This is a genomic window from Yoonia maritima, assembly GCF_002933395.1.
Taxonomy (GTDB): Bacteria; Pseudomonadota; Alphaproteobacteria; order Rhodobacterales; family Rhodobacteraceae; genus Yoonia; species Yoonia maritima_A.
This window is the reverse complement of record NZ_PKFN01000011.1, coordinates 215,764-235,637: the sequence shown is the minus strand read 5'-3', so window position 1 is coordinate 235,637 and position 19,874 is coordinate 215,764. Positions and strand designations below refer to the sequence as shown.

The 19,874-nt window shown below is 55.6% G+C and carries 18 protein-coding genes; 12 read left to right on the top strand and 6 right to left on the bottom strand.

The window, feature by feature from the left end:
• Positions 1–35: 35 nt before the first annotated feature.
• Both CYQ09_RS16060 and CYQ09_RS16055 read right to left on the bottom strand, forming a co-directional pair.
• Positions 36–3,155 carry an efflux RND transporter permease subunit gene (locus CYQ09_RS16060; protein ID WP_106746394.1) on the bottom strand — a complete coding sequence of 1,040 codons (3,120 nt, stop codon included), beginning with the start codon at positions 3,153–3,155 and terminating at the stop codon, positions 36–38.
• A complete protein-coding gene (locus tag CYQ09_RS16055; protein WP_106746393.1) occupies positions 3,152–4,294 on the bottom strand; it encodes an efflux RND transporter periplasmic adaptor subunit in 1,143 nt (380 codons plus the stop codon). The genes CYQ09_RS16060 and CYQ09_RS16055 overlap by 4 nt, the downstream gene beginning before the upstream one ends.
• A gap of 296 nt (positions 4,295–4,590) precedes the next feature.
• Here CYQ09_RS16055 and CYQ09_RS16050 point away from each other — a divergent pair, with 296 nt between their 5' ends.
• The 7 genes from CYQ09_RS16050 (at position 4,591) to CYQ09_RS16020 (ending at position 10,572) form a co-directional block, all read left to right on the top strand.
• Positions 4,591–6,030: a pyridoxal phosphate-dependent decarboxylase family protein gene (locus CYQ09_RS16050; RefSeq protein ID WP_106746392.1), complete on the top strand. Its 1,440-nt coding sequence runs from the start codon at positions 4,591–4,593 to the stop codon at positions 6,028–6,030.
• Entirely contained in the window at positions 6,017–6,409 is a 393-nt protein-coding gene (locus CYQ09_RS16045; RefSeq protein WP_106746391.1) for a rhodanese-like domain-containing protein, read from the top strand. The genes CYQ09_RS16050 and CYQ09_RS16045 overlap by 14 nt, the downstream gene beginning before the upstream one ends.
• Positions 6,406–7,128, top strand: coding sequence for a 5-oxoprolinase subunit B family protein (locus CYQ09_RS16040; protein WP_106746390.1), 723 nt, complete (start codon positions 6,406–6,408; stop codon positions 7,126–7,128). Before CYQ09_RS16045 ends, CYQ09_RS16040 begins: the two co-directional genes overlap by 4 nt.
• On the top strand, positions 7,128–8,135 hold the full coding sequence (locus tag CYQ09_RS16035) for a biotin-dependent carboxyltransferase family protein (RefSeq protein ID WP_106746419.1): 1,008 nt from the start codon (positions 7,128–7,130) through the stop codon (positions 8,133–8,135). Before CYQ09_RS16040 ends, CYQ09_RS16035 begins: the two co-directional genes overlap by 1 nt.
• A 10-nt stretch (positions 8,136–8,145) precedes the next feature.
• Positions 8,146–8,904, top strand: a complete 759-nt coding sequence (locus tag CYQ09_RS16030; protein WP_106746389.1) for a LamB/YcsF family protein — start codon at positions 8,146–8,148, stop codon at positions 8,902–8,904.
• A 100-nt stretch (positions 8,905–9,004) separates the two neighbouring features.
• Positions 9,005–9,835 (top strand): bifunctional allantoicase/(S)-ureidoglycine aminohydrolase, encoded by an 831-nt coding sequence (locus CYQ09_RS16025; protein WP_106746388.1) that lies wholly within the window; start codon positions 9,005–9,007, stop codon positions 9,833–9,835.
• Positions 9,835–10,572: a class II aldolase/adducin family protein gene (locus CYQ09_RS16020; protein ID WP_106746387.1), complete on the top strand. Its 738-nt coding sequence runs from the start codon at positions 9,835–9,837 to the stop codon at positions 10,570–10,572. The genes CYQ09_RS16025 and CYQ09_RS16020 overlap by 1 nt, the downstream gene beginning before the upstream one ends.
• Positions 10,573–10,697: 125 nt before the next feature.
• Here the strand turns inward: CYQ09_RS16020 and CYQ09_RS16015 are convergent, their stop codons facing one another.
• A complete protein-coding gene (locus CYQ09_RS16015; RefSeq protein ID WP_106746386.1) occupies positions 10,698–11,600 on the bottom strand; it encodes an AraC family transcriptional regulator in 903 nt (300 codons plus the stop codon).
• Between the two features lie 169 nt (positions 11,601–11,769).
• Here CYQ09_RS16015 and CYQ09_RS16010 point away from each other — a divergent pair, with 169 nt between their 5' ends.
• Positions 11,770–12,717 carry an SDR family oxidoreductase gene (locus tag CYQ09_RS16010; RefSeq protein ID WP_106746385.1) on the top strand — a complete coding sequence of 316 codons (948 nt, stop codon included), beginning with the start codon at positions 11,770–11,772 and terminating at the stop codon, positions 12,715–12,717.
• A gap of 112 nt (positions 12,718–12,829) precedes the next feature.
• Here the strand turns inward: CYQ09_RS16010 and CYQ09_RS16005 are convergent, their stop codons facing one another.
• Entirely contained in the window at positions 12,830–13,510 is a 681-nt protein-coding gene (locus CYQ09_RS16005; RefSeq protein WP_106746384.1) for an endonuclease/exonuclease/phosphatase family protein, read from the bottom strand.
• A 45-nt stretch (positions 13,511–13,555) separates the two neighbouring features.
• On the opposite strand from CYQ09_RS16005, the gene CYQ09_RS16000 reads away from it, so the two are divergent.
• Positions 13,556–14,215 (top strand): hypothetical protein, encoded by a 660-nt coding sequence (locus CYQ09_RS16000; RefSeq protein WP_106746383.1) that lies wholly within the window; start codon positions 13,556–13,558, stop codon positions 14,213–14,215.
• Between the two features lie 5 nt (positions 14,216–14,220).
• Here CYQ09_RS16000 and CYQ09_RS15995 read toward each other — a convergent pair whose 3' ends face one another.
• Entirely contained in the window at positions 14,221–15,225 is a 1,005-nt protein-coding gene (locus CYQ09_RS15995) for an NAD(P)/FAD-dependent oxidoreductase (RefSeq protein ID WP_106746382.1), read from the bottom strand.
• A 48-nt stretch (positions 15,226–15,273) separates the two neighbouring features.
• Here CYQ09_RS15995 and mnmD point away from each other — a divergent pair, with 48 nt between their 5' ends.
• Both mnmD and CYQ09_RS15985 read left to right on the top strand, forming a co-directional pair.
• Positions 15,274–15,957 (top strand): tRNA (5-methylaminomethyl-2-thiouridine)(34)-methyltransferase MnmD, encoded by a 684-nt coding sequence (gene mnmD / locus CYQ09_RS15990; RefSeq protein ID WP_106746381.1) that lies wholly within the window; start codon positions 15,274–15,276, stop codon positions 15,955–15,957.
• On the top strand, positions 15,947–16,810 hold the full coding sequence (locus CYQ09_RS15985) for a DMT family transporter (protein ID WP_106746380.1): 864 nt from the start codon (positions 15,947–15,949) through the stop codon (positions 16,808–16,810). Before mnmD ends, CYQ09_RS15985 begins: the two co-directional genes overlap by 11 nt.
• On the opposite strand, the gene CYQ09_RS15980 is transcribed toward CYQ09_RS15985, so the two are convergent.
• Complete coding sequence (locus CYQ09_RS15980) at positions 16,807–18,822, bottom strand: lytic transglycosylase domain-containing protein (RefSeq protein ID WP_239495976.1); 2,016 nt, start codon at positions 18,820–18,822, stop codon at positions 16,807–16,809. The genes CYQ09_RS15985 and CYQ09_RS15980 overlap by 4 nt on opposite strands.
• Before the next feature lie 147 nt (positions 18,823–18,969).
• Here CYQ09_RS15980 and dapA point away from each other — a divergent pair, with 147 nt between their 5' ends.
• On the top strand, positions 18,970–19,842 hold the full coding sequence (dapA, locus tag CYQ09_RS15975) for a 4-hydroxy-tetrahydrodipicolinate synthase (RefSeq protein WP_106746418.1): 873 nt from the start codon (positions 18,970–18,972) through the stop codon (positions 19,840–19,842).
• Positions 19,843–19,874 lie beyond the last annotated feature (32 nt).

Below are 19,874 nucleotides of genomic sequence, written 5' to 3'. Positions count from 1 at the left end.
GGTCGCGCCCTTTTTCTATTGTTGTAGTGGCCGCCTTATTCAGCGGGCATCGGCGCCGCGTTCCCAACCGACCGTGACGCGCGGCGTTCGCCCAGCATCAACATCGCCGGTGTCACCAATAGCGTCAGAACTGTCGCAAACACCAAACCACCCGCAATCGCGCTAGACAGTTCGGTCCACCATTGGCTGGACGGCGCGCCATAAACGATTTCACGTGTAAAGAAGTTGATGTTCAGCCCGATCACCATCGGCATCAGTCCCAACGCTGTCGTCACCGAAGTCAGCACCACAGGGCGTAAACGCTGCGCACCAGTGCGCAAAGCAGCCTCTAGCGAAGAAAGCCCTTCTTGTTTGAACTCGTTGAATGCGTCGATCAGGACGATATTGTTGTTCACAACAATCCCCGCCAACGCGATCACACCGATCCCGCCCATAACAACACCGAACGGACGCCCGGTAATCATGAGACCCAGCAACACACCAGCAATCGAAAAAATGATCGCCGACATGACGATGAATGCCTGCCAAAAGCTGTTGAACTGCGTGAGAAGAATCACAAACATTAGCCCAATCGCCGCGACGAATGCCCCCATTAAGAAGATCATGGATGACGCCTGATCTTCGGCTTCACCACCGAATTTCACGTCAATACCAGCGGGCAATCCAAGATCCCCCAAACCGTCCTCAAGAGCGACAGTCAGATCATTTGCCAAAACACCCGGCGCAACGTCAGCAGAAATAGACACAACACGTTCTTGATCAATGCGCGTGATGATCCCACTACGCGGAGCAGGGATAAACGACACAAAGTTCGAAATCGGAACAAGGCCCGACGCGGTTGGAACACGCAATGATTCAAGTTCGGCAAGCGTCCGATCAACAGCCGGGAACCGCACAACGATGTCGACTTCTTCGTCGGTGTCGTCGGGGCGGTAATCTGCAACGGTAATCCCGCGCGTCAAAAGCTGAACCGCTTGACCTAGCAAGGCAACATCAGCACCACTGCGTGCGGCCTCTGATCGGTCAACGCTGATCTGCCATTCCACGCCCGGGCTTGGGCGACTGTCGACGATGTCGATAAACCCACCCATGCGTTCCATTTCGTCCAAGATGATTTGAACGCTAGCCTCTTGATCAACAGTATTGTTGCCGCGGATCTCAAGGTTAATCGGCTTGCCACCACCTGGCCCCCCCGAATCCGTTTGGACCTGAATGTCGATGCCTGGAATCTGTGCCATATCCGCACGAATGTCTTCGGCAATCAATGCCACCGGACGGCGCGTATCCCACTCGGTCAACTCAAGCTGGATCGACCCGATCACATCGCCGGTGCTACTGGATGAACCTGATCGCGAATAGATGCTGGCGATTTCACCGTAGGTCTCAAGCCTTGCTTCGACCTGACGCACCAATGCATCTTGTTCGTAGACAGAGAAGTTGTCTTTGGCGCGCACTTCTACCTGCGCATAGTCGGGTTCGACCGATGGAAAGAACGTCAGCCCGTTACCAAAAGTACCGTATGCAACAAACGAACCAACCAGCGCCATAACCGCAAAGCTAAGCGTGATCCAAGGGCGCAAAAGTGACCATTCCAGAACACGCACGTAGCCGCCCATAAAGCCTGTCATCTTGCGAGGATCACCACGTTCCGCCGCATACATTTGCGCCTGCGCTTTGGCAGACTGCGGTTGCCGCTTGCCGATAATGCCACCCATCACAGGGATAAAAATCAGTGCCATGAATAGTGACGCCGCCAATGTGCAAATCACCGTAATAGGCAAGAATTTCATGAACTGGCCAACGATGTCTTTCCAAAATAGCAGCGGCAAGAACACGCAAAGGGTTGTCGCTGTCGACGCAATGATGGGCCATGCCATCCGCTTAGCCGCTTCGGCATAGGCCGCTTTGGGCGACCGTCCTTCATGAAGGTAACGATCTGCCAATTCGACGGTCACAATCGCCCCGTCAACCAGCATCCCCACAACAAGAATGAGTGAGAAGAGCACAACGATATTCATTGTGTAGCCCATCATGAACAGCACAGCGACACCCGTCAGAAACGCACCCGGAATAGCAAGACCAACAAGAATCGAGGACCGGAAACCAAGGGCATAAACCACAACAACCATCACAAGGAAAATCGCCGCAATTACGTTCGCCTCTAGGTCGGAAAGCATTGAAACCACGGTTTCGCTTTCATCCAGCGTATAGCGGATATGAACGCTTTCAGGCCAAGCTTCGCTAGACTTGGTTACGACCTCACGGACAGCAGCAACTGTTTCAATGATGTTCGCGCCGGAACGCTTCTTGATCTCAAGCGCAAGCGCAGGCTGGCCATCAATCCGGGCGAACCCTGTTGGGTCAACAAAAGTCCGGCGGACTGTCGCAACATCACCAAAGGTCACAACCGTTTGGTCGCGCACCATGACTGGCAGTTCCATGACGTCCTCTAGGTCTTCGATCAGACCGGGAACTTTCAAAACTAAACGCCCCGCTTCGCTCTCGATTGCGCCAGCGGCGATCAGTTGGTTGTTGCGGGTGATAGAACCAATCAATTCATCAAATGACAAATTGTAGGTCTCAAAAACCGTCGGATCGATAAGAACCTCTAGCAATTCGGTACGCTTACCACCCACATCAACCTCAAGCACCCCACCCAGAGCCTCGATATCGTCTTTCAGATCCTCGGTGATGGTGTTTAGCGTCCGTTCGGGTACCGGCCCTGACAGAATGACTGTCAAAATCGGAAACAGCGCAGTGTTGATTTCGGTGACCGTGACATTCGCATCTTGAGGAAGCTCATTCTCGGCTTTGTCAGCCGCTTCACGTACCCGATCAAGCGCCTCATCAGAATCAAAGCCTGGCTCGAACTCAAGCTGCACACTTGCATGGCCTTCGCTCGCCATACCCGTCATCGACTTCAGGCCGGTCAACGACGCAAATTCAACCTCCATAGGACCGACAAGCACGTCTTCGGAATCTTCGGGTGAAATACCGTCTAGGCTTGTTGACACATAGACAATTGGAATTGGGACTTCTGGGTTACTTTCCTTTGGGATCGCAGAATAAGAAACCGCGCCCACAATAAGCAGAAAGACCAGAACCAGTTGGACAACCTTGCTGCGTTTAAAGGCAGCGTCAATTATGGCGTTCATTGCGATGCATCCGCTGTTTGGTCGGCAACAGGCGCTCGCGGATTGACAACGTCACCCGCATTCACAAAGCCTTGGCCAACTGTGATAATGTCCGCTTCGTCGGGTAGCCCGGTCACCCAGATACCATCCGGTTGCGCCCGCACGATAGAAACCTGGCTAAACGCAACGACGTCACCTTCGGCAACGGTTTTCACCCCAAGATCACCACTGGTGCCAAGCGATAAGATCGCTGGCGAGATAAAGTGGCCCCGGGCCTGCCCCGTCGGTATCTCGATACGCGCACTTAGACCCGCGGGCATTTCGCTATTCGGGTTATCAACCGTAACTTCAACACGAAACGTCCGGGTTTGGGCGTCTGCATTACTGCCGATAAAACCGATAACACCCGTCCGTTCTTCTCCCGTGATAAACGATACCTGCGCAGTATCGCCTTTGTTCAATCGGGAAAGCGCTTGCTGCGGAACTTGCACGACAACCGTTAGCGGATCATTGTCCAAGACTTCGGCCACGGCATCACCATTGGTTACGAACTCGCCCTCATCAAGTGTCATATCATTCAAACGGCCGGAAAACGGTGCCGTGATGACAGTGTTGTCCAACTGCTCGACTGCGGCGGTTACCGCAGCTTCTGCCGCTGCCTCTGCTGCGCGGGCAGCAGATACACGATCCTCGGTCGCAAGACCGCGATCTTGCAAAGCAACCGCGTTATTGTAATCGCGGGTCGCTTGCGCCAGTTGTGTTTGGGCCTGTAGAACTTGGGCTTCGATTGTCTCAGCGTCGATACGGCCGATTTCTTGACCAGATGTCACCAGATCGCCACGTTCGACCAGCACCTCGATGATTTGACCGCTTGCTTTGGCACGGATTTCAGTCGACCTATCTGGGATAGATTGCCCTTCCGCCGCCAGCACGAGTTGCACATCTTGCGCCGCCGAAGGAAGAACTGCTACGGTCACCAAGCTTGGCGCGCTAGCATCTGCATTTTCGTCCTCAGGCTCTACTGGGGCGAAATAACCGCTTCCCATCCAGCCGACCATCGCCAGCCCCATCAGTATAGCAACCCATTTTGACCGCCCCGCTCCTTTGTCGCCATCAAACGTAAGTTTGCCGGTCAAATCCGGAGAACCATCCTGAGACATGTCGTTTATCCTTCGATATCAATAGAGCTTTGGTCGGGCAGAATGCCACACCGCAATCCGCCCCTAGTTAGGGGCGCAGGTCTATGGTTTCCAGTGGGTCAGCCCAGAAAAACCTGACCACATTCGCAAATTGGTCACACATTATGAGCATTTGCCCAGATTTGTGTCACCCATGTCGCGTAACACGGATTTAACCCCCACAATATGAAGCAACGGTTCGGTATTTCAAAAAAGTGATATCACGACTTGTCATTTCTTCGCGCAACCTTCCTATTCTGCATAAATAGCGAGGCAAAATGACTGAACACTCTCTGGACCCTGACGATTGGGATGCGTTCCGCGCAAGAGCGCACGCGATGTTGGACAAATCAATCGACAAGATGGCGAACGCCCGCGAAGGGCGTGTTTGGACGCCTGTCCCAGATGATCTTAAGTCCACGCCTCCAATTCCGGTACAAGGCGACGCTACAAAGGTCGACACCCAGCTGGCCGACCTGTTGCCTTATGGGGTTGGGAATACGCACCCTCGCTTTTTTGGTTGGGTTCACGGATCAGGGACCCCATCAAACCTTATGGCCGACATGGTCGCCGCCGCAATGAACGCAAATTTAGGCGGGCGTGACCACGGCGCAATTTACATCGAAAAGCAGGTCGTGAACTGGTGCAAGGAGATGTTCGGATTTCCAGCAACCGCAAGCGGTCTGGTCGTATCCGGGACATCCATCGCGACATTGGTGGCCTTAAAGGCCGCCCGTGATCGCATGAGCAACTTCGTCTCGCGCAAAACAGGCGTCCAAGCTGGCCAGTTGGTTGGCTATACATCCACCCAAACCCACTCTTGCGTTGCGCGGACCTTTGATATGCTTGGGTTAGGGACTGCTGCGTTGCGCAAAATTCCTGTGAACGATGCGTTTGAAATAGACACTAATGCGCTGCAATCCGCGATTTCTTCTGATCGCGCTGCGGGCCTTACGCCTTTTGCCATCATCGGAACGGCGGGTGCGGTGAATGTCGGTGCGATTGACGATCTAGAGACGCTCGCCGACATTGCGCAGTCTGAAAACCTTTGGTTCCATGTTGATGGTGCATTTGGCGCGACCGCCATATTAAGCGACAAAATCAAACCACGCCTATCGGGCCTTACCCGCGCCGACAGCATCGCGTTTGATTTCCACAAATGGCTTCATGTGAATTACGACGCTGGTTTTGTGCTGATCCAAGACGAAGATGCGCATCGCCGCGCGTTTTCTGAACGGCCCGATTACCTTAAAGGCACTGATCGTGGTGTCGCTGCAGGAAACCCTTGGCCGACTGAATATGGGCCGGAACTGTCACGCGGGTTTCGCGCGCTCAAAATTTGGGCGCAGCTTATGGAACACGGGACAGAAAAACTGGGGCGGATGATAACGCAAAACTGTGATCAGGCGCAGTATTTGGCGGAACTGATAGATGCGGACCCTGCCCTAGAAACACTCGCGCCTGTTGCGTTGAATATCTGCTGTTTTAGCTATGTCGCGTCAGGCATCGACCTGAGCCGTTTAAACGAAGAAATCGTGATCCAGCTACAGCTGCAGGGGATCGCGGTACCGTCAACCACGCTGATCCACGGGCAAACCGTGATCCGGGTGAACATCACAAATCACCGAACGACGCGTGCCGATCTGGACATGTTGCTTGCCGCTGTGCGTAGAATAGGCGCGCAACTGGTCGAAGGGGGCGAATTTGCGACAACTTAAAACGACAGCAGCGACCATGGTCGCCAGCGCCCGCGAAAAGATCGCCGAGGTCGATACGGCTGATGCGGTCAAGATGGTAGATGATCCGAATGTCGTGTTCGTTGACCTGCGCGATGTGCGTGAACGCCAGCGCAGCGGCGCGATCCCCGGCAGCTTCCACTGTCCGCGTGGCATGGTCGAATTCTGGGTCGACCCCGACAGCCCCTACTTCAAAGACATTTTTGCCCAAGACAAACGTTTCGTCTTTCACTGTGCCTCTGGCTGGCGATCCGCGCTGACCGTCGCAACCCTGAACGAAATGGGGTTTGAGGCGTCACACCTAAAAGACGGGTTTACCGACTGGGTGGCCAAGGGCGGACCTATCGAAAATTGCCCATGACCGAACCTGAAATCTGCCCGCTAGGCGTCGACGGCGTATTGGTACGTTTCGCGCGCGTCTTAACGGACGAAGCCAACAGCCAAGCGCTCTCTTTTCGGACGCAAATCATGCATGCCGGGCTGCCAGGCGTGACCGAGGTTGCCTCTTCTCTGACCTCTGTCAGGGTCGGCTTTGATCCACAGCGAACCAACCGTGCCGAGATCACCCAGCACATCGTGGACCTTCTTGAACGCCCTGAAAAGCAGGACAGTGGCCCCCGCCGTCTTTGGCGCATTCCCGTGGCCTTTGGTCCTAACCATGCACCGCAATTGGTACAGGCTGCAGAACTGGCAGGCGTGACACAAGAAGAAGCCGTCAAAGAAATCACATCGCAACGCGTGCGTGTCATCGCACTGGGGTTCGCCCCCGGGCAGCCCTATCTGGGGATGCTGCCGCCACATTGGGACATACCGCGCCAAAGTGAATTGACCCCGCAAATGCCCAACGGCGCTTTGGTCGTCGCGGTGCGTCAGCTTATTATTTTCGCAGCGGACGCGCCGACGGGCTGGCGGCATATCGGGCAAACTGCATTTCGGGTCTATCAACCCGATGCCCCGGAACCTTTTGCATTTAACCCCGGCGACACCGTGGAATTTTGCGCCGTCACCGACAGTGAATTAACCGCGTTGCAAAACCGAACCGACACCAATGGCGGTGCCACATGCAAGGTACTGCGCTGATGCCGACACTTACGATTCACAGCATCGGCCCCGGTGTCACCGTGCAAGATTTAGGGCGCCCGGGGTGGACCGCCCAAGGTCTTTCAACCGGCGGCGCAGCGGATCGGCTAGCGATCCTTGAGGCCGCAGCGTTACTAGGAACACCGCCACAAGCAGGGTTAGAGATGATGGGCTTTGGTGGGGTGTTCAGTACAGGCACCGACACCCGGATTGTCCTGACCGGGGCGCACATGCAGGCAACCATCGACGACAGCCCTGCCCCACATAACACAACAATCCTTCTACGGGCCGGACAACGGCTAAACATCGGCGGTGCCAAACACGGCACCTTCGGTTATCTGTCTTTCGCAGGTGGTATCCAGACCGATCCCGTGTTGGAAAGCAGGTCCACACACCTAACGGCAGGCATCGGTGCAGTGCTACAAGCGGGCAACACGCTGCCAATTGGTGCCGACAGTGACACCACGTCCGCCCCAATGCGGTTAACAACTGACGATCGGACCACTGGTGGAATGATCCGCGTGATGCCCGGCCCCCAGACCGCATTCTTTAGTGACACCACCAAAACCACCTTTGCGCAGACGACATTCGTTCGAAGCCCGCGCGGCAATCGGCAAGGTGTCCGGCTTGACCACCATGGGGCCGGCTTTTCGTTAGATGGCGCGCTCAATATCACTTCCGACCTCATCGTGCCGGGCGACATTCAGATGACAGGCGAAGGGGTGCCCTATGTTTTGTTGTCAGAATGCCAAACGATTGGGGGCTATCCCCGTATAGGCACTGTGCTGCCCGCCGACTTACCCAAAATTGCCCAAGCCGCCCCGGGAACAAAGCTGCGCTTTGCGTTCATTAGCCTTGCCGATGCCGACACCACGGCCGTTTCAGACACGACATTATTGGCGAACCTACGCAAAGATTGCCAACCAATGATCCGTGACCCACATGACATTGTAGACTTGCTTAGCTATCAATTGATCAGCGGTGTTACCGCCGGGAACGACCCATAGGGAGAATACCATGACACGCAAAGTCGATTTAAACGCCGACATGGGCGAAGGTTTTGGCCCGTGGTCAATGGGCGACGACGCAGCACTGCTTGATATCGTGACCTCGGCCAATATTGCGTGCGGATTTCACGCAGGCGAACCAGATGTCATGGCCAAGACCATGGCCCGTGCCGTCAAAAACGGCGTTGGAATAGGGGCGCATCCGGGCTTTGCGGATCTTAAGGGCTTTGGCAGAAGGCAACTGCCTATTCCCCCTGATGAAATTGCCAACGCTGTGGCCTACCAATTGGGTGCTGCGCAAGCCATGGCGCGGCGTGCCGGTGGGAAGGTGCGCCACCTTAAACTTCACGGTGCACTGTCAAACATGGCCTGCGTCGATGCGGATCTAGCCCGCGTTTGTTTTGAGGCCGCGCTCGCGGTCGATCCCGACATCATCATCATGGTTCTCGCCGCAACCGCCATGGAAGACGTCGTACGCGATTTGGGCTGTGCTTGGGCAGGCGAAATCTTTGCGGATCGCGCCTATAATGACGACGGTACATTGGTCGACCGCAGGCTGCCGGGCGCCGTGCTGCACGACACGGCCATTGCCGCCCCCCGCATTCTTGAAATGCTCAAAGCGGGGGCCATCATCGCCGAAAGCGGCAAACGCATCCCCTGTGAAATTGACACGATCTGCCTGCACGGCGATACCCCAGAGGCTGTCGAAATGGCCCGCGGCATCCGGGATCACCTGCAAAACGCAGGGATTACACTGCAAACACTATGAATTTCTGCACCTTCAAAGATTCCAACTAAATCCTTTCCCGCGCTTCCCCCTATCGCTTGGTCCAAGGGTGCCGTTAACTGCCCCTAAGGGAGATTAATCCATGACAAACGCACCATACTACAGCCCCAAGGGCGGGCTACCTCCGCAGACCCAACTGCTGACCGACCGCGCGATGTTTACCGAAAGCTACGCGGTCATTCCAAAGGGCACGATGACTGACATCGTGACCAGCTATCTGCCACATTGGGAAAAGACCCGTGCGTGGGTTCTTGCGCGGCCAATGTCGGGATTTGCGGAAACTTTTAGCCAGTACATCATGGAAGTCTTACCCGGTGGTGGCAGCACGCGCCCCGAACCCGACACAACCGCCCAAGGGGTGCTGTTTGTTGTCGATGGTGGGTTTACCCTGCGGATCGGCGACGAAACGCATATGTTGAAAACAGGCGGCTATGCATACCTACCGGCGGGCTGTGAATGGGCACTGTCAAACGACACCGACGGTGCGGCAACATTCCACTGGGTCCGCAAAACCTATCAGGCCGTCGATGGCATCGACGCACCGGAACCTTTTGTCACACATGAATCAGATGCGACGAAAATCGAAATGCCTGACACTGACGGTAAATGGGCAACAACGCGGTTCGTTGAACCCACAGACATGCGCCACGATATGCACGTGAACATCGTAACCTTAGAACCCGGCGGCGTCATCCCATTCGCCGAAACCCACGTCATGGAACACGGGCTGTACGTCTTGGAAGGCAAAGCTGTATACCGCCTGAACCAAGACTGGGTCGAAGTCGAAGCCGGCGATTTCATGTGGCTTCGCGCCTTTTGCCCACAAGCCTGCTATGCAGGCGGCCCCGGGCCATTTCGGTATTTACTATACAAAGACGTGAACCGGCACATGCCGCTCGGAAGGCCCAAATAATGCCAGAACTTGATTACTACGAAGAACGCTGCGCACTTGCCGCTGCGTTCCGCCTCGCGTTTCGCGAAGGCTGGCACGAAGCAGTCGCGAACCACTTTAGCCTCGCCGTGTCCGACGATGGTAAGACGTTTTTGATCAACCCAGCAGGGCTACATTTCAGCCGTATCAAAGCGTCTGACCTGATCCTGTGCAACGCCGATGGCCCTGCCCCTACCGTTGGTCAAAAAAATGCACCCGACCCCACGGCTTGGGCCATCCACGGCGCCTTCCACCGTCACGAACCGCGCGCCCGCGCCTGCTTGCATGTGCACGCCGACAACGCCACGGCGCTGTCATGTATTGTTGGGGCGGAACTTCCGCCAATCGACCAGAACACTGCACGGTTTTTCCGGCGTTACGGATATGACGACGGATACGGCGGCATGGGATTAGGATCAGAGGGCGAGCGGATTTCCAAAACCCTAGGCCCGCACCGCATTCTGGTGATGGGCAACCACGGTGTGATGGCCGCCGCCGAAAGTGTCGCGCGCGCCTTTGATGAATTATACTACTTTGAACGCGCCTGCGGTACGTACCTCAAAGCCGCCGCAACAGGCCTGCCGTTAAAGGTACTAAGCGACGAGATCGCGGAAAAAACCGCCCGCGATTGGGAAGATTATCCGATGGAAACATGGGATCAACATTTTGCTGCAATGTGCGCGATATTGGATCGGGAAGGGTCTGATTATCGGGGATGAATGGGCAAAATTGCAGATCAAAGAAAAGCCGCTGCGCGGAATTTAGCTAAAGTTTAATTCGTGTTCTCAGACGTCCGCGTCAGCATGACGAAGTCAGGTCACCCTTCCTACAAGAGAGCTCATTATCATCCATCCGCAGCGGGTGTCATCGCACGATCCTGCGCATTGCTCCATTGTCGTGGTGACTTCCCGTACATCCGTTTAAAATCTCGGCTGAATTGAGACGTACTAACATATCCAACATACATTGCCGCCTCGCTCACGGTCACGCCTTCGGCAATCTTCATCGCAGCGTTGTTGAGCCGCATTGATTTCACGAACTGAATCGGGGCCATTGTTGTCACTTGTTTGAATTTGCGATGAAACACGGCGCGGCTCATGCCTGCGCGCGTTGCCATATCATCAATCGAAACAGGCGTATTCAAGTGGGACGACACATGCGCGATGGACCTCGCGATGGCGTTGCCAGCACCAAAGGCCTGCCGAGCAAAGATACCCGCTTCGCCCTTCAAGATCGCATAATACAACTCGCGCAATCGCGCATTTCCAACGACCGCTGTGTCCGCCTGATTGTCCCCAAGCTGTAGCAACCGCAGCAGTGCATCAGTAAAAGCCGCGTCCCACCGCGCCAGTCTGATCCCCTCTGCCCGCAAATCGCCTTTGACCGCTGAAAGGGCGCCCCCCGCATTTTCCATTTCAATCGCGATTTCGGTCATAACGCGTTTATCCAGCGACATGATAACGCCGTACAGAGGATTATCGTTTGATGCGGCAGGTGTCCCGGCCTTCACGGGCATCGACATGGGGCAGCACATGTATTGGCTATTGTCGTAGACATATCGCTGACCGTCTAAAACGGCTTCCTTCGCTCCGCTTACGATTGCCACGACGCTGGGTTCGTATACCGCCGGAACGCATGGGATCGCTTGAGTAGCACGAAATAGTCGCACGCCTTCAATCCCGGTTTCCGTCAGGCCGTCTTTGTGAATGCGGCTTTTGATAAGCTGTTTAATCTGTTCTTTGCTCATACTGCAAGTCTAACACTTCAACATTACCCCGAACAACCAAACTGCTACAATCAGGCAAGTATTAGCGACAATATCATCTATTTCGGTATGCCTGTGAGACCTATTTGCGTTTTCAAGACGAAAACAAACATCGCGCGGCAACAGTACCGACGCTATAAGGAACACCACGATGGCAGACACGACTTTCGGACCAAAAGGGTGGACACCAGACCACCTTAGCTCACTTGCGGGCAAAACTTATGTCATCACCGGCGGCAATGCTGGCGCCGGATTTCAAGCGTCACGCATTTTGCTGTCAAAAGGTGCAAAAGTCGTGATGCTGAACCGTAGCGCCGAAAAATCGATCATCGCTGTCAACGCACTGAAAGAAGAGTTCGGGCCGCAGACCGATGTGAGCTACGTGCGCATGGATCTGTCTGACCTGGCAAGCGTCCGCGCAGCGGCAGATGACGTTCTGAAAACCGTTCCCCAGATAGACGCACTGATCTGCAACGCCGCAATCGCGCAAGTGCCGACACAGAAGCTGACCGTTGATGGTTTTGAGAGCCAGCTTGGCACAAACCATTATGGACATTTCGTGTTGTGCGGGATGCTGTTTGACCGGATCGAAGCGAGCAAAGGCCGGATCGTCGTTGTTGCCAGCCTTGGCTACAACATGGGCATCAAAACCATCCAGTTCGACGACATAAACTGGGACAAGAACTACAGCGCCAACCCCGTCTACAGCCAAAGCAAGCTGGCGCAGATGATGTTTGCGTATGAGTTACAGGACCGGCTTAAGGGAACGGGAAAGGATGTTCAGGTTTATGTCTGTCACCCTGGTGCATCTGCGACCTCGCTCATCAGCACCAGTGGTGGGCTCATGACCCGAATTACTTGGTGGCTGATGAGCAAAACGCCAATGGTACAAACTGCCCAAAAAGGTGCGTTTCCAGAAGTAATGTGCGCGACCGAAGACGGGCTGGAACCCCGTGCGCTTTATGGTCCGACAGGTATGATGCAAACAGGTGGACCGGTCGGCAAGGGCACGCTAAATCCTCATGCCTATGACAAAACTACCATGAAAAAACTATGGAGAGTGTCTGAAGAGGCGACTGGGTTCCATTGGACGTTTTGACCTCGATACGAGCAAGGGATACTTCGCGTCTTTCTCGTAACTTCGCAGCTTCGACCACGATGCTGCTCTGGTCGAATTGGTCTCGCTACCATCATCCTTAGCACGTGTCTGTCTAAACAACATCCGCCCATATCGGCAGATGGTCCGACGCGTGACGCGCCGGTCCTTCTTGGACGACACCCGCGTCGCGCATTTCCAGTCCTGATGACATTGCAATCCTGTCCAGGGCCGCGATTGGCCGTGCCGCGTGGAAGCTGTGGCCGGGGGCGTGGACGTTGAGTTGACCCAGCGCTTCTAACCCTTTGTGCGGAGACCATTCGTTGAAATCGCCTGCAACAATAACCCGTTCGGCCCCTTCGACGGCTTTGGCGATCGCATGAAGCTGCCGCACACGGTGACGCCGCATGAGCCCAAGATGGGCGGCGACGAAACTGAAGGCGGGCAGATCAACGCGGACAGCGCCACGCGGTTCTAGCCCCGGCAGGTCGATATGCGTGACCGCCCCAATTTTCATGCCCTTTCGGACCAAAATCGCATTTCCGTGCCAACCTAAGCTGACGGCATTACGTGCGACAGGGACGATTTCGAAATCTGTTTCCGCCTCGATCACGTTTCGGGCCAGTGCACCGGGGCGCGCACCCAGTCGTAAATCCGCCTCTTGCAGGGCAATCACGTCGGCCTCTAGGCCGTTCAACACCTGCACAATGCGCATCGGATCGCGCCTGCGATCCAATCCTTTGGCTTTTCTTATGTTGTAACTCGCGACCCGAAGGCCCTTATTAAATAAAGACATGCTAATAGAAGTGGGGACGCCACGTGCAAATGAAAAGGCCCGACCATGTTTGTTGATAAGGTTCTGCAACAAAGCCGCGTGATGCTGGTGCTTTGGGGGCTGTTGCTGTTGGCTGCCCTTCTTGCGCTGGTCACGGCACGTTGGTCGCTTGCCTTTGTGGCATTCAGCACCTTAATCCTTGCGATTGCCCCGGTATTTTTGGCATCCCGTTTTCACCTAAAGCTCCCCCTGCCGTTTCTTGTTGCCACGACCTTATTCACATTTGCGACGGTTTTTATGGGCGAAGCGTTTGATTTCTACGAAAGGTACTGGTGGTGGGATATCGCGCTGCACGGCGGGTCCGCTGTGGGCTTTGGTCTAATTGGGTTCTTGTTCGTCTTCATGCTGTTCGAAGGCGACCGTTACGCCGCGCCGCCCATCGCAATCGCATTTATAGCATTTTGCGTCGCGATGACTGTCGGTGCCACATGGGAGATTTTTGAATTCCTCATGGATCAGACGTTTGGATTGAATATGCAAAAATCCGGCATTCGCGACACAATGGGGGACCTCATTGTGGATGGAATAGGCGCGTTGTTTGCAGCGCTGTCAGGCTTTATTTTTTTGCGCGGGAACGACTCTGGCTTGATGGCGAAGTTGATCCAGCAGTTTATGGAAATGAATAAACGACTGTACCGAAAATCCAAGGATCGCCTTGGAAAATAGCCCGACTAGGGGTGAAAGCCTGCGGGAATCGTGTTCCTGCCATCAAGCAGCAGATCGGCCATTACCTCGCCTGCTTTTGGTGCCATGCCAAAGCCAATTTTAAAGCCACCGTTTGCGACAAATTCGCCGTCGCGATTTGGGTGCCGCCCAAGAATCGGTGATCGGCTACGGCTGCGTGGCCGCACGCCTGCCCAGCGTTCGATCACGGGCGCGCCCTTTAGAACCGGAAACGCCGCGATTGCGCGGGTTAGCACGTCGTCCAACTGTTCATCAGTGGTCGTTGGATCACCGAATTCCCGTTCAGACGTCGACCCAATTGCAACCGTGCCGTCGCTGTGTGGAATGATGTGTAGTGCGTCTGCAAATAGCTGCGGCTTGCCTGACGCATTGAATTCCAGCACTGCAGCCTGCCCTTTAACGCCGCCGCCGCCCAGTTCTGCGACGCCTTTCCACCCCGTCGCCCAAACGACCTGCCCGGAAGCGGTGCCTTTAGTGTCGACAGAACCGCCAAGCGCAATCACCGCGTCAGCCAAAGCGCGGGTCGCGCGGCGTGGGTGGATCAATGCGGACAGTGTATCGCGAACCAACAGGCCGGTGGGCGATGGTGGCATCCAATCGCCTTGACCTGCGGGGACGACCTCCCAAATCGCTTTGCCTTCCCATAGCTTTGCGGCAGTGATCGCCCGATCACGTGCCAGCGCAACTGCCCGGTCATCGGCCAAGGGCTGAAGCCTCCCTGACCGTGAATAGCCAACGCTAGACTCTGAAATAGACTCTACTTCGGCCCAAAACTGTTCAGCCATGATCAGGCTTTCGAATTGGAACGCTTTCTTTTCATTCCAATTCTCGGGAACATGTGGGGCAAGTGCGCCGACGACACCGCCGCTTGAACCTGCAGCAACCCCATTTGGGTCGATCACTTGGACCTTCGCGCCGCGCCGCGCACAGGCATAGGCGACCGATAGTCCAAAAACGCCAGCGCCCATTACTGTCACATCAGCCGTTGCCATTCCGGTTCCTTCCGCCCAAAGATGGGCTGACTCCTAAGGCATGACCTCATGACAAACCAGACCGCAAAACTTGACTGGCGGGACGGCCGTGTGCCGATCTCGACCCAATTCGATGATCCTTACTATTCGCTCGATAATGGGCTGGCTGAAACACGGCATGTGTTTTTGGATGGTAACGACCTGCCCGCCCGTTTTGGCGTCACCTTTCAGATCGCCGAGCTTGGCTTTGGTACAGGCCTAAACCTATTGGTGACTTGGGCGCTGTGGGATCAGGCAGGGCGTCCCGGCCAATTGCGGTTTACGTCCTTCGAGGCCTTTCCGATGGCAAAGGAAGACATGCGGGCCGCACTAGCGCATTTTCCAGAGGTCGCCGAATACGCAGGCGTCCTGCTAGACCATTGGTCACCGGGCGACGGGGCAACACAATTACCGGACGGTCCATTGCTTGATGTGATCGTTGGGGATGCTCGCGAAACTGTTCCCACATGGAACGCCAGTGCAGACGCATGGTTTTTAGATGGGTTTTCACCCGCCAAGAACCCTGAACTGTGGGGAACAGACCTTTTACGTGCTGTCGGTGAACACACCAACTTCGGTGGCACGGCCGCGACCTATAGTGCGGCTGGCCACGTCCGCCAAAGCCTGACCACCGCAGGGTTCACCGTGACCCGCACACCCGGATATGGGCGCAAACGCCACATGACACGCGCACGGATCGAAGATGCAGAATAACGCGCGCCTTGGCATCATGTTCATGATCGCCACTACTTTTGTGTTTGCGATCCAAGACGGAATCTCGCGCCACTTGGCAGGGAACTACAACGTCCTGATGATCGTGATGATCCGGTACTGGTTCTTTGCCGCCTTCGTCATCACCATCGCGAAAAAGCAATCAGGATCGATTAAAAAGGCCGCGGCCACACAGCAGCCGATCCTGCAAATCACGCGCGGCATTTTGCTATCGCTTGAGATTTGCGTGATGGTCACGGGGTTCGTGGCACTTGGACTGGTCGAAAGCCACGCTGTTTTCGCATGCTACCCGCTATTGATCGCTGCACTTTCCGGACCGGTGTTAGGCGAACAAGTCGGATGGCGGCGTTGGACTGCCATCGGCATTGGCTTTGTCGGCGTACTGGTCATTTTGCAGCCGGGCTATGCCGTCTTTGCGCCCGCTGCGGTGATCCCTTTGATCGCGGCATTAATGTTCGCGCTATACGGCCTTTTGACCCGATACGCGTCACGCAAAGATACAACGGTGACCTCGTTCTTTTGGACGGGCGTCGCGGGTGCTGTCGTCATGACCATTGTCGGCGCGTGGTCATGGGAACCAATGACTAGCCAAGATTGGGCATGGATGGCGACGCTGTGCGTTACCGGCGCCACTGGCCACTGGCTGTTGATCAAAACCTACGAGGTCGCCGAAGCCAGCGCCGTGCAACCGTTTGCATATCTACAACTGGTTTTTGCGAGCGCAATTGGCGTCTTCTTAATGGGAGAAACTATACGGCCTAACGTGGCACTGGGCGGCGCGATCGTTATTGCAGCGGGGCTGTTCACCCTGTGGCGGGCACGACAAAAGTCTTAGCCGTCTTCGGGGCGAGCAACTGGCCGCTGCTGCGTCGGTGTTTCTTCTTGCGGCTGGCGCTCTGGTCGGGCCCTTGGCCGCAGCAATGGCTTTTCACCGATGAGCAGATCAGTGAACGCGGTCGGGCCCGTTTTACCGGTTAACCGTGCCTCGTATATTGGCAAGCTCTCGGTTACTCGCATGACGTAGTTCCGAGTCTCGCGAAATGGGATGTGTTCGATCCAGTCGATTACATCCATTTCACGTAAACGCGGATCACCACGTTCTTCCATCCACGTACGTGGACGGCCCGGCCCTGCGTTATATCCAGCGGCAATCATTACCGGTGTCGGCCCAAACTGTTCCTGCAGACCAGCCAAATATTGCGACCCTAATGTGGCGTTGTAGCGCCAATCATTCGTCAGCCGACCACGCGAATAGGGCATATCCAGCAGTCCGGCGACTTCCTCTGCTGTGCCGGGCATGAGTTGCATCAACCCAAGAGCACCGACAGGGCTGCCGATCGTTGTGTTGAATTCGCTTTCGCGCCGGGCGATCGATAAGGCAAGCGCCGGTTCAACCGGCAGGTCCATCTCTGCCAGATCATGGATCGGATAATAAAGCGATGGGATGACGATCCCTCGCGTTACGGCCGTTTTTCCCAATAACAGAGTATAATATTGCTCGTTCAAGTGGTCGAGATAGGCACCAACCTGTGCCAGCTCGACGGGCGATAGGGTCTTGCCCAGCTCTGCAAAGAACGTCACCGCTGCGCCACGTTCACCGCCAGCCAACAGCATGAACGCGACCTTGGTTAGCTCCCGTTCAAAGACGAGCGCACCTTCCCACTCGACGGTCGTCCCAACGAGAAACGGGTCAAGCGGACGGCCCAGCTTTTCTGCGGCCAGCAGACCGTAAAACGCTGTCTGATGCGCTGCCGCTGCGCCATAGGCAAGGGTCGCCAAATCCGCGTTCTCCATGACCTCGTGCGTCCGTCCCATCCAATATTGCATGCGACTGCTAGAGATCGGGCCAGACACGGCAGCCGACGCTTTTTCAAAATGCGTCAACGCGCGCGTCGGGTCGCCAAGATATGTCAGCGCGATATAGCCAGAAAGCCACTCTAAATCGGCATAAAACGCACCTTCATCCAGATAATGGCGTGAAGCGATAAGGTATGCTTGCTCGGCCCGACCTTCGCGCATTTCCCAACGGGCAAGCACACGGCGCCAACCTGCCCAGCGGAATGGGGCGCCCAGCGCCGCCCGGCTAGTTGATCGCTCGCGAAGCATCGCAACCGCATCGGTCCAATCACCACGCTGCGCGCGCCAATTATAGCGATCATAAGCGAATCCAGGGTCTTCACGCAGGGACGCAGGGACGGCTTCGTAAAGCGACAGCATGTCCCGTTTACCCGCGATATAGCCGATCCGCGCTTCAGCTAGCGCGCGCTGATCAGACTCTAACAAAGACAACATGCGTGTCGCATCGGTCCGCCGGGATCGCCACAGCATCGCGTCCGCACGTGCCACATGATAGGGTGCCAGCACATCTGAAAAGGCAGACATCAACGCGTCTTGGCCATCGTCACTTAACCCAAGTTCAAGCCAAGCCGTCCGTAGATAGTCATGCGCTTTGTCAACCTGCCCGCTTGTCATCAACGCTTCGGCAAAGCGGGTCGCACCTTCGCCAGTCTGGGGTGGATTATCTGCAAACCATGCGATGACCTCATCGGATGAATGCCCTTTTTCGATCAACGGCTCGGCCTTGGCACGCAACCGATCTAAACCGGGCCAATCCGGGTGCGCGGTTACAAAGCGGCGGTAGTCCTGAAATTCAGCATCGCCACTGCGCAGACGTAGCCAAGTCAGAACTTCAGCAGTCACAGGATCCGCTTGGGCCGCCAAGCTATACGCGGCATCCCAGTCAACATTTGCTGCAGTTAATGCGGCAACCGCCTTTGGATCGACCTCTTGGGCCGTTAGTGGCGCAGACAGAAATGCCACGGCCATCGCAAAGGTTATATTTCGCATCAAAGTCACCGCACCGTCTGTTTTCAAATAAAGTAGCTTTGCGGCTGGTAATAACAACTCACAAACTTGGCAATCGGCAGAAACCCGTCTAGTGTCCGCGCGATTTTACCGGGCGATTCAATGCCCACAGCAACAAGGATGCGTGTCATGTTCAAAGGGTCACTCCCCGCCCTCGTCACGCCGTTTAAAGACGGCCAAGTGGACACTGATGCGTTGAAAAAGCTGGTGAACTGGCATGTGGCTCAGGGCTCACATGGTTTGGTTCCTGTAGGCACAACAGGCGAAAGCCCAACCCTGACACATACGGAACACGACGCTGTCGTTGCTTGCGTGGTCGAAGCAGCCGCTGGTCGCATTCCTGTGATCGCAGGCGCGGGTTCGAATAACACAATTGAAACTGTCCGCTTGGTCAAAGCAGCAAAAGCTGCTGGTGCTGACGCCGCGCTTGTGGTGACGCCATACTACAACAAGCCAACACAGGCTGGGCTGATTGCACATTTTAGCGCGGCTGCTGACTGTGGTCTTCCGATCATCATTTACAACATTCCTGGTCGTTCCGCTGTTGATATGACGCCTGAAACGATGGGTGAATTAGCAAAGCTAGACATGATCGTCGGCGTCAAAGACGCGACTGGCGACCTGTCCCGCGTGCCAAAGCAACGCATGACCTGCGGTACTGATTTCCTGCAGTTGTCAGGCGAAGACGCGACTGCGCTGGGCTTTAACGCCCACGGTGGTTGCGGCTGCATTTCGGTTACTGCGAACGTGGCGCCCAAGCTGTGTGCGGAATTCCAAGAAAGCACGCTTGCTGGCGAATACGACAAAGCGCTGACCCAACTGGACCGTTTGATGCCATTGCACGAGGCGATCTTTACAGAGCCCGGCGTAGCAGGTGCGAAATACGGCATGTCGCTGCTGGGGCTATGCAACGAAGACGTTCGCTCGCCTCTGACGGGGCTGTCTGACGGCACCAAAGAAAAAATGCGCGCCGCAATGGTGCACGCGGGCCTACTGAACTAAGCGACAAAAGCAGGGTGGGTTAAAACCCACCC